The organism is Candidatus Erwinia haradaeae, from assembly GCF_900698935.1.
Taxonomy (GTDB): Bacteria; Pseudomonadota; Gammaproteobacteria; order Enterobacterales; family Enterobacteriaceae; genus Erwinia_E; species Erwinia_E haradaeae_D.
In genome coordinates this window covers 247,772-260,265 of record NZ_LR217715.1, presented here as the reverse complement: position 1 = coordinate 260,265, position 12,494 = coordinate 247,772, and the positions used below count along the sequence as shown (strand labels likewise).

Below are 12,494 nucleotides of genomic sequence, written 5' to 3'. Positions count from 1 at the left end.
AATACCATTCTTTAGAAGTTTGCAGAATTAAAAATATATATCATATAATACAATCTACAAAAAATATTATTTGCAAAAAACGAAGAATAAAAATAGACACATGAAACTGAACAAAATCTCTAAAAATCTCTAAAAGAATTTAATTAGTATTACACATCTTAGACGTTCAGAAATCTATAGTGCGATTTTAAGAAACATTAGTGCATACTAAATATTAATCTAGAAAATAAAAAAAGCATTTACTTATTAAAGTATGGATATAAAATATTTATTATAAATATTCACATCTCATAAAATAAAAATAATTTTCCATTAAGATTGATAATTAAAATATAGAGTATGTACTCTACATAATTGATTTTAAATCATATTTTAATCATTATATATTATGTAAATAATTTTTATTAATTAAAACAATCTTTATAAAAATAATCTTTATAAACATTATAGAATTCAAATATTATGTTTATATGTTTATATTGTGAAACACCCATATTATAAAATATTGCTATTAAATAAAAAATAAAAACAGCATACATAATTGGTCATACTGTTCAACACTTTTTATAAAAATTAAAATACCTACAAAATTAAAAGACAAGTAAAGTTCTATAGACTTCAGATATTACTTCAAGTCTATATTCAGACTATGAATATTAGGATTTTATCAAATCCAAGATTTTAGGAAGTTATTTAAGAGATAGTGATAATATCTATTCTATGTAATATTCTCATACTTAATAAATTAAACTGAAGATTATTTCCACAATGTTTTTCTGCTATTTCAGTATTGCGTGCAATGTCAAATTAGACATCACTATAGAAAAACACATTACGTTATCTATATGATGATAAATACATTTAAATTTAAAATTTATGAATTTATAAATTCACTATCTAAATATTATGCTGATAGATGTTGATACTAAATATAGATTATATTATCGAATAAGTTAATATTATTAATAATATATTGCAATCTATACTATTTTCATGTATTATCACTAACGTCTTATAGTTCTTTTTATTTTATCAAGAATTTATAAACTAATGATCATACATATATTATATATTGCAGCAAATAATATTCTATAACGGCACGTAGCGCAGATTGGTAGCGCACCGTCATGGGGTGGCGGGGGTCGGAGGTTCAAATCCTCTCGTGCCGACAAAATTCAACATTATGTATACTATAAATAATTCAATGCTTGTTACAACAGGCGACAAGCATCCTCTACATTACATCCTCTACATCCTCTATGCACCAAATCCTAATATGGACCAACAACCTCACACCAAATCATACTTTTAAATGTCATCATAAATAGAAAAAACAATAACATATAAAATTTAAAGAAACGCTTAAGATCAGCACGTTCCTTTCTTTATTTTGTTTTCTTTAACAATACACTATACACTACGTGACTAAAAAATAAAACATAAATACTATCTTCTTTTTCTTGTAAACAATACTTAAAGAGGGTATCACGCCACCTTTAATTCAAAATTACTGTATACCAAACACGGCATAGAGGCATTATACGACTCATACAAAAAACATTTTTTTCCAGATTATATGCTTGTACTTAAAAATTAAATTTTAGAAACAAGCTATATGCTATATGCTATATGCTATATGCTATATGCTATATGCTATATAGTAAATTATCTATAGTTAAGTCTAATATATCGATATAATATATTTAATATGATTTAAAATCATCATTTTAATCTTAATTATATTACCTATGCTAGGTGCAATCGTATTTATGATTGATTTACAACGTTCACAAAATTAATAATGTTATTATAATTAAAACCTAAAAATCAAAAAATAAAAAAACATTGTAGTTATAATTTATTATTATGTATAACATATGTGTACAAAATATATATTTTTTTTAATATAAAACCAGTAAAGAAATATTTTTTATAATATATAAATTTTATTTATTACTCCTGATTCATTAATATAATCATTATACTATCGTTCATAAAATTACAGATGAAATTTCAATGTATAAAAAATCATATATAAAATTTAGGATCATATTTGCCGTTACTAACACAATATGTATGATGCATATCCACACAGCCTAGATCCGCAATAAAAATACGTTTATCATAAATTATTAGAACTATAAAAAACATATTGCAATTATACAATTATACATTGTAATAAATATATTTACATTTCAAAGAGAAATATGGAAAAATCTATAGATTTACCTATCTGAATTTATTAATTCCATTCCATACTCATTTTCAATGATTATTGATGTAACTTGTAAAATACCAGTATGCAGTCAGATACAATGTGAACCTTTTTCTATATTTTCCTCTTTTAATATCACTGAATAAATTTTATTTTAGTACAAACTGAATATGTTTTAATAAATAATGAAGAATAAAATTATTTATATATTCTTTATATCGTGATTACAATTGTAAGAATTGCTATTAATCATAATTATAAATATATATATTTCTCTTAGAAGAGTAATACAATTATATAATGAAACGATGTATGATTGAACTTCAATTATTGAATCTCATATATGGTATTTTATATAAACTAAATGTTATAAAAACATTAAATACAAAGCATCACATCTTTATCACACAAAAAAATATTTATAATCATAACACATCACTCCACCGTATAACTATACTACACACCTCGATACTAATAGTATTTAAAATACTATGAGCAATACAAAATTACATTATTTATGTAATCTATGTAATTAGAGTATCTAAAATACCTACATACATATGTATCGTGAATTGTTATTCAGTGTTTCTAACATATAATTTTTACGTTCATCTACTCCTGTTTACATATGAAAAATCATATTCTTATAATATTGTATATTATATATAATTATCATTATACAATCTCATTACTAATGACTTGTGTTATACCTGTAGAATAAAGTAAAAATCACTGATCAGATTAGAAAGCACTACTACTATAAAAACTATCAACAATGTTGTTATCTTTTCTACTTTTCTATATAAAATACGAAATATCCATGTTATACAAATATATTTAAATCTTCCATTAATTAATTGGATAATAATATTAATTATTTTAATTCTAAATATAAATTATAGATATAGAATTAACAAAATGTGTATGGTATGTATGTGGTATTATATACAGAATGATATGTATATGTTGATAATTATTGCTCTGCATCTTTACAATGATCTTAAATATTCTTAACGATATTTACATACTAAAGGAAACGCCGTAAATAAAAAGGTTTAATGATAAATATGATCACTCGATCACAATCTATAGGTTATAGAATAGCGATTAATTACTATTAATGCATAATGCATACATCTCAATTTTTATATGCAAATACTATACTTTCTATTAATAATATCAGCTTAATGCAAATAAAATAACAATAGAGATCTGAACCATAATGAGAGACCAAGCCAGTACGTTCTAAGTAAATAAAATAAATCTGTGATGATTATACCATTGATTTTTGTTTATCCATCAATAAATTAATTCCAAACCAACTAAATAACTAAATAATGATATAAAGAAAATGCTAATCCTTTATACAGCTCTACTTTATCTACTGCAACCTGCGATTTGGCTATACCTCTGGATTCGCGGACGTAAATCTTCTTCTTATCGCCAAAGATTGGCAGAACGATATGGATTCTGTATCGGCAAAGTTAATCCATATGGTATTTTACTCCATGCAGTATCACTTGGTGAAACTGTGGCAGCGATTCCACTCATCCGAGAATTACAGCAGCGCTATCCACATCTCCCGATTGTGGTCACCACTATGACGCCGACTGGTTCAAAATTTGCTCAGCATATATTCGGCACTACCGTTTCGCATGTTTATCTACCATATGATTTGCCTAAAGCAATGAAGCGTTTTTTAAATACCACCTATCCTAAATTGGTAATAATTATGGAAACAGAGCTTTGGCCAAATATGATCACCCTATTACATGCTCGCAATATTCCACTAATAATAGCTAATGCCCGTCTTTCAGAACGCTCAGCTAAAGGTTATCGTATCTTTGGTAGGTTTATGGCGATGTTATTACAGCGCATTACCTTAATTGCAGTACAAAATCAAGCAGATAGTCAGCGTTTTCTTAGGTTAGGCGTTAAGCATTCTCAAATTGTAGTTACAGGAAGTTTAAAATTTGAGATTAACGTTATACCAGAACTGCTAGAACATGCTACTCGGTTACGCCGCGAATGGGTTCGGCACACTCGACCTATATGGATTGCTGCCAGCACTCATAAAGGCGAAGAAAAAATTGTCCTTGATGCACACTGCCAACTTTTAAAAAGCTTTCCAGACCTGCTATTAATTATAGTACCACGCCACCCTGAACGTTATAAGACGATATGTAAATTAACTCAAAAACACAACTTAGAGTACCTTGTACGAAGCAGTAAAAAAACACCTTCTTTAAATATACAGGTAGTAATTGAAGATTCTGTTGGTGAGTTAAGATTGCTGTACGCCATATCGGATCTAGCATTTGTGGGTGGTAGTTTAGTAGAACATGGGGGTCACAACCCATTAGAGCCTGCCGCTCACGCTATTCCCATTTTAATGGGTCCACATACTTTTAATTTTACAGAAATTTGCCATCATTTAAAACAAGCGCATGGCCTAATGTCTATAACCGATGCTAAATCGCTACATCAAGAAATTAACACACTCCTTACTAACTCAAATTATCGGCTACATTGCGGTCAACAAGCCTGGAATGTATTAAACCAACACAAAGGGGCACTAAAGCATCTGCTCAATGTGCTAAATCCTTATCTTACAAAGAGAAAAAATCACAATGAGTGCACGACAAAAACTTTCAGTAGTCATGATAACTAAAAATTCAGAAAAATTACTCTCTGATTGTCTGGAATCGGTAGCCTGGGCAGATGAAATTATAATATTAGATGCCAATAGTAGTGATGCTACTATCACAATAGCCGCAAAATATGGCGCAACGCTTTATCAATCTAGTGTATGGAGTGGCTACGGAAAACAGAGACAAATTGCACAAAGCTATGCTAGTTATACCATGATCTTTATGATCGATAGCGATGAACGCGTCACTCCTGAATTACGCAAATCAATTGATTTTGTGCTACAACAACCGCCAGAAAAGATAGTATACAGCGTATCACGATGCACTCTCTTTCTTGGTCGATTTATGCGCCATAGCGGTTGGTATCCAGATCGTGTGATTCGTCTGTATCCACGATCTTTTCAATATAATGATAACTTAGTCCATGAGTCTTTGGAATGTTTTCAAACCACAGTTAAACCATTACATGGTGATTTGCTACATCTTACTGATAGAGATTTTTGCAGTTTTCAATTGAAACAATGTGCATATGCTACAGCCTGGGCTAAGCAACGATACCAACAAGGTAAAAATTATGGTTTTTTAAATATTTTTTATCGTACAATATGGGCGTTTATCAGAACATTATTAGTTCGTGCGAGCTTTTTAGACGGCAAGCAAGGGTTTTTACTCGCAGTAGTAATTGCCCAATATACTTTTAATAAATACACAGCTCTTTGGGCTCTTCATTATACTTCCAGCCATGACAGACCATCAAACAAGAGCAATGAATCCTAGAACTGTTAATCCAACAATCAACAATCATCCAAATATAGTGACATGCGCAGAAAATATATCAGCATGTAATTTTAACTCTTGCAGGTAATCTCGCTAAAAAAGTGATACATATTCCTAAAAAGAGTGGCTTTATCTACAACAATAATTTTCTATCTTCCAAGCGGAACATTAATAAAATTTAAAAATTTATGAGTTTATGCCGCTCAAAAAAACAAGCTCATATGATCATTTACAGCCTATGCCTAATCTCTTATGGGGAACATAACAAGCACATAGCTAAAATAAACCATTAATGTGTATCCTGTACTTAACAGTCTCTTGTTATTCCGAAATATTAGTATTAATCTCCTCTCTAATTCCTAACCATAGAAACATGCTAGTATTAGAAGCTATATGAAAAATTTTCTGCCTTTTCCGACATATCAGACACTGAAAGCTCATATCTAAAAACTACGTGTAACAGTGATGTTGATCAGCAAATGAAAATAGAAAAACCATACATTCTATCCCAGAATAACCAATAGACTATCGATTATTCTCCCTTGACCACAGACATAAGACGATCTCTAATTATATTATAATGTTTTGATAGTTCCGCGATAATTAAAAATTACTTTCAAGGCGTGTGTACACTGTATTTTTTATCGATCTATTTTGATATAATGTTTTAAATATTTGGCCTATACACTTCCATGTCAATTCACTGGTGCTCAAGGTTATAGAATATACCGCATTATGGTTATAATAGAGTATTATCTATAAATAATTTATAAAAAATTTTTATAGAAATCTACTGACGAATATTTTATACACGGTATTAAAAAACAAAAGAATATATCTTCATAAGAATCACATATCACCATTACTAAAATAACCACCAATCAACTGAATAACTCTTTTATGAGGCAATAACGACTAATAAAACTCAAGCACACATATCCTTTATGGTCTATTTATAAATAATCTTTGATCTATAAACATTCAGTAGACAATGCAACTAATGTCTCTATATTTTTTAAAATATAATACTTCCAATCTTAAAACTTCACACAAGGATCTTCAAAAGATACACAATTCACTCCTAATAAAACATGTATTTCTGACACTATATGTCCTCCATCATATCCCATGCTCTCCCTAGTGCTTTGTTTATACAAAGATACACAGATAGCCTCAATGCAATAGCTTTTCAATAATAAAGAATTCATTTAGAACTTTTCTCAGCTTATAAATAATTCGTGTGATTTACTATCACTGTCTAGCATGTGTAATTTTATATTATCTGGTGTGTAATACATACCATCTCCGATCGTATCTCTAATCATTTTCTTATCACACTATACACTCATCGTCATTATACGTATAGCGTATCAACGTATCTGTATGGCATCAATCTTCATGTATCAAAATAAACACTTCTATGCAGCATCCATGTTAAATATAGAAAAATAACAGTAAATAACTGTATTATACAATATACAAGAAATAGCATCCATACTGCATTATATCAATGTCTATGCACACAAAAACAGTTATCAGCCTCTTTTATTTAAAGGTAGTGATTGGATTTTATTCATCTATCTTGTTATTTTAAGTTATAATAAAATGTAATTTTTATGACACATGTCTGTCGACAGACTATCCTTTAAAACTTTTACTCGTAGGAATTTGTAATGTCAAAACAACATATCGGTGTTTTAGGTATGGCAGTAATGGGACGCAATCTAGCTCTTAATCTTAAAAACAAAGGCTATTCAGTTGCGATTTTTAATCGATCTTATAGAAAAACTGATGAATTCCTTACAGAGAATAGAGAAACTAATATAGTGCCATATTACACTATAAAGGCATTTATTGATGCTTTGCAAAAGCCAAGGTGTGTCATCTTAATGATCAAAGCTGGTGAAGCTACTGACAACACCATTACTACTATGATTCCCTATCTTGATCATGGCGATATTATCATAGACGGTGGCAACGCCTTCTATCAAGACACCGCACGCCGTAACTGCGAACTATCTAAAAAGGGCCTATATTTCGTTGGTGCTGGTATCTCTGGAGGCGCAAACGGAGCATTACACGGACCCTCTTTAATGCTTGGTTGCCAAGAAGAAGCGTATAAGATAGTCGCACCTGTTCTAACTCATATTGCAGCTATCTTTCAAGGGGAGGCCTGTATATCTCATATCGGACCAGGTGGTTCAGGTCATTACGTTAAGATGGTGCACAATGGTATTGAGTACAGTGACATGCAACTAATTGCTGAATCGTATACCTTGCTTAAGAACATATTACATTTAAATAATCAACAGTTAGCGCAAATATTTCATGACTGGAATCAAGGTGAACTAAACAGTTACTTAATAGATATTACGCAACATATTCTTAATAAAAAAGATGAGCATAATAATTATCTCCTAGATGTCATCTTGGATGAGGCTGTCCATAAAGATACCGGGAAATGGACCAGTCAAAGCGCACTAGATCTTAACGAACCACTATCATTGATTACGATATCCGTGTTTTCTCGCTATTTATCTTTGCTAAAAAATCAACGTATCAAAGCGGCGACAATTCTTTCCGGGCCTAATCCACACACTTTTGGTGGTGATATAGGCACATTCATTGAAAACATTCGGAAAGCTCTCTATCTTGGAAAGATTATATCTTATGCACAAGGTTTTTCACAGCTTAAATCGGCATCAATCAAAAATAATTGGTCTTTAAAATATAGTGAAATTGCAAAAATATTCCGAGCTGGATGTATTATTCGCGCACAACTTCTACAAAAAATCTCTGATGCTTATTTAGAAAATCCTGATATTGATAACTTAATCTTATCATCCTATTTTACCAATATTGCTAATCAATACCACATAGCATTGCGCGATGTAGTCGCTTATGGAGTTGCAAACGGAATTCCAGTCCCTGCTTTCTCTACTGCTATTGCTTATTATGATAGTTATCGTGCCACGCAACTTCCTGCAAATCTCATTCAAGCACAGCGAGATTACTTTGGGGCTCATACATATAAGCGTATAGATAAAGACGGCATATTTCATACAGAGTGGTAAATAACTCATTTATCGTTACTTATCCTCAGAGCGAACTCTTAGTAAGCCCTGAGGCTGGACACAAAAGAAATCTATACTTAATTAAAACAACTTTACAGACTATTACCTACAACTGCACTAACTGGAATCATTCCCTTGAAAAAAGCAGGCAATTGTCCACTAAATATAGTTAAAAACTATAAATATACTTTTTCTTTAGCATTTAAAACGCTCATGAATATCCAAGAAAATTTCATAACATATTATTTAGATTTTATATGCATAATATCAGATAGTGTCGATTATAAAGATATCGCGCGGGTTCTCTGTTTCCTTTAACACAGTATGTCAAATATTATGTGCACTCTAGATTATGATATCACTACAATACAAATTAAACATAATTCATGCTTTGCTTGAATAAATCTATACACTAGCACTGATTAAGATATCACTACACATAATTTTAAACTGGACTTATTTCTTCCATATATATTGCAAAAAAGAGAGTAAAAAGATACCATCTACTCATAAGTGATAAACATCAAAACCTTTTTAATAGTTAGCATATGCATCATCACAGATGTACTTAATTATATTACTATTGACTCTAGTCTAGGGTGTGATGTAAACAACTACCCCTCTCGAACACATAACACTCACAGAGCCATGACTGGCACCTAATATTCTATTACTAATATCAAATACATAAAAATCCTCATAAAAACATTGTATATAGTATACGTATAGAAAACTAACAAGGCGCTACTGAGTGTAGATAAAACCATCTTATACCTCAGCCGCTATATTGTCTCTAAAAAGTCTTTTATAGTACAGGCATGACGTGAATTGATAAGAAATAATATCATGACACAGTGTATAATTAGGTATACTTCCATCTCAAGATGCAATGTGATCATCAATAGATAAGAAATAAAATCAAGCACTACTACCATGCCATCATGTAGTGCATAGCACCTTCTAGGTGCTAATCTCAATCTAACTCATTATAATTAATAAGTGATAGGCTGCAAGGTACGAATGATGCTGGGATGTAGATGGAGCTCACGTGGGATGCGAATAATCTTCTAGATTACGTGGAAATTCTCTATACCAGAGGTCAATCAAAGTCAGTGCTGCTGGACTTATATCCCATGCATTTTATAACTACATAAGAAATCACACAAATATTAAAAATTAATATGCATTATCCTACAATCACTCTATGAAATCTTAAGAAATAAAGAGTTGAAGAAGAGCAAGCTGCGTATTGCTCTGTTCGTGCTACAATAAAACCTAGTGTAATACGTTTGAACTACTAGCATGTGCACTATAATACATTATGATTCACTTTTACTTCTATGTATGTAGTACGGACCATAGCAGTACCCACCAAGATCTATCTGTACATAAACATAGGGATTGTTTGTTAAGAACAGGTAAAACGCGACATGAATCAGAGTATATTTGTAACGAAACGCGATGGTCGAACCGAACTTATCGATCTAGATAAAATACACCGCGTACTCCACTGGGCGGCCGAAGATTTACATAATGTCTCAGTTTCGCAGGTAGAACTCTGCTCCCGTATTCAGTTCTACTCAGGAATCCGAACCTTGGATATTCATGAAACGATCATTAAATCAGCTGCAGATCTTATCTCAGAAGAAGCACCTGATTACCAATATATGGCTGCACGGTTAGCCATTTTTCATTTACGCAAAAAAGCCTATGGGAAATTTGAACCACCAAAACTCATTGACCAAGTCAAGCGTATGGTGATAATGGGGAAATATGACCCACATCTTTTAAGAGATTACAGCACAGAAGAATTTGAACAAATGGATAGTTTTATTGATCATTGGCGTGACATGAATTTCTCCTATGCTGCAGTCAAACAACTAGAGGGAAAATACCTAGTACAGAACCGTGTGAGTGGTGAAATTTATGAAAGTGCTCAATTTTTATATATCTTAGTATCTGCTTGCCTCTTTTCCAATTACACAGGGGAAACCCGTCTCGATTATGTAAAACGTTTTTATGATGCCATTTCAACCTTTAAAATTTCATTGCCAACACCGATCATGTCCGGTGTGCGAACTCCCACTCGTCAATTCAGCTCTTGTGTTCTCATTGAATGCGACGATAGTCTGAATTCTATTAATGCCACTGCTAGCGCTATCATCAAATATGTCTCTCAACGTGCTGGTATTGGCATTAATGCTGGTCGCATTCGTGCTTTAGGTAGTCCAATACGAGGAGGTGAAGCCTTCCACACAGGCTGTATTCCTTTTTATAAACACTTCCAAACTGCCGTCAAATCATGCTCGCAAGGAGGAGTGCGCGGCGGAGCAGCTACATTATTCTTTCCTATATGGCATAGAGAGATAGAGAGTTTGTTAGTGCTAAAAAATAATCGTGGTGTAGAAGATAATCGCGTGCGTCATATAGACTATGGTGTGCAACTAAATAAATTAATGTATCAACGCTTACTACAGGACGAATACATTACTCTTTTTAGCACCTCAGACGTGCCAGGTCTATATGATGCATTTTTTGCGAATCAAGATGAGTTTGAGCGTCTCTATTCTCAGTATGAAAAAGACATCAAAATTCAGAAAAAACGCATAAAAGCCGTTCATCTTTTTTCGTTGATGATGCAAGAACGCGCATCAACTGGTAGAATATATATTCAAAATGTTGACCACTGTAATACTCATAGCCCATTCAACCCAACTATTGCGCCAGTGCGTCAGTCTAATTTATGTTTAGAAATTACACTTCCGACTAAACCAATGCAGGATATTAACGATGAGTATGGCGAAATAGCCCTCTGCACTCTTTCAGCATTTAATCTTGGCGTTATTGAAAAGCTCGATGACTTGCAAGACTTAGCAATACTAGCTGTGCGGGCTCTTGACGCGCTATTAGACTATCAAAATTACCCAATTCCAGCTGCTAAACGCGGTGCCATGGGACGACGAACACTAGGTATTGGTGTCATTAACTATGCATACTACTTAGCAAAACACAGAGTGCGTTATTCTGATAGCAGTGCTAACGTTTTAACCCATCAAGTATTTGAGGCTATTCAGTACTGGCTTTTAAAAGCATCTAATGAGCTTGCGATGGAAAAGGGTGCTTGCCCATGGTTTTCAGAAACTACGTATTCTCAAGGCATTATGCCCATTGATACTTACAAAAAAGATTTAGATACCATTTGTAACACCCCTCTGTTACTTGACTGGGAGGTTTTACGACAATCCGTAAAAACTTATGGATTACGTAATTCCACACTATCTGCAGTAATGCCAACGGAGACATCTTCCCAAATCTCTAACGCCTCGAATGGAATTGAACCACCCAGAGGGCACATCAGTATTAAAGCATCTAAAGATGGTATTCTGCGTCAAGTAGTACCGGAATATGAACGTCTAAAAGATCATTATGAATTACTATGGGATATTCCAAACAATGACGGATATCTACAGCTTGTGGGTGTAATGCAAAAATTTATTGATCAAGCTATTTCATCGAACACACATTACGACCCTAGGCGATTTATCAATGGTAAAGTTCCCATGAAACAACTGCTAAAAGACTTGCTGACTGCTTATAAATTTGGGATTAAAACCCTTTATTACCAACATACCCGTGATGGCTCAGAAGCATCACAGGAGGAATTACTTGCTGTTCATATGCAAGATGATGACTGTGAAAGCGGTGCTTGTAAAATGTGATTCTGCAACTATCAATGACAGCTCACCTCCTAAGTATGATAACACTTACTCTTGTCAA

The 12,494-nt window shown here is 32.4% G+C and carries 4 protein-coding genes and 1 tRNA gene; all 5 read left to right on the top strand.

The genetic code is table 11. The annotated features are described in order from the left end of the window. The first annotated feature begins 1,095 nt into the window (after window positions 1–1,095). The 5 genes from ERCIKOCA2762_RS00750 (at window position 1,096) to nrdA (ending at window position 12,436) form a co-directional block, all read left to right on the top strand. Window positions 1,096–1,169 (top strand) — tRNA-Pro (locus tag ERCIKOCA2762_RS00750). Between the two features lie 2,397 nt (window positions 1,170–3,566). After that, window positions 3,567–4,886 (top strand): lipid IV(A) 3-deoxy-D-manno-octulosonic acid transferase, encoded by a 1,320-nt coding sequence (waaA, locus tag ERCIKOCA2762_RS00745; protein ID WP_157988325.1) that lies wholly within the window; start codon window positions 3,567–3,569, stop codon window positions 4,884–4,886. Next, a complete protein-coding gene (locus ERCIKOCA2762_RS00740) occupies window positions 4,846–5,643 on the top strand; it encodes a glycosyltransferase family 2 protein (RefSeq protein WP_157988324.1) in 798 nt (265 codons plus the stop codon). The genes waaA and ERCIKOCA2762_RS00740 overlap by 41 nt, the downstream gene beginning before the upstream one ends. 1,673 nt (window positions 5,644–7,316) lie before the next feature. Further along, complete coding sequence (gene gndA, locus ERCIKOCA2762_RS00735; protein WP_157988323.1) at window positions 7,317–8,717, top strand: NADP-dependent phosphogluconate dehydrogenase; 1,401 nt, start codon at window positions 7,317–7,319, stop codon at window positions 8,715–8,717. A gap of 1,430 nt (window positions 8,718–10,147) precedes the next feature. Then, window positions 10,148–12,436, top strand: coding sequence for a class 1a ribonucleoside-diphosphate reductase subunit alpha (nrdA, locus tag ERCIKOCA2762_RS00730; RefSeq protein WP_157988322.1), 2,289 nt, complete (start codon window positions 10,148–10,150; stop codon window positions 12,434–12,436). Window positions 12,437–12,494: the final 58 nt, after the last annotated feature.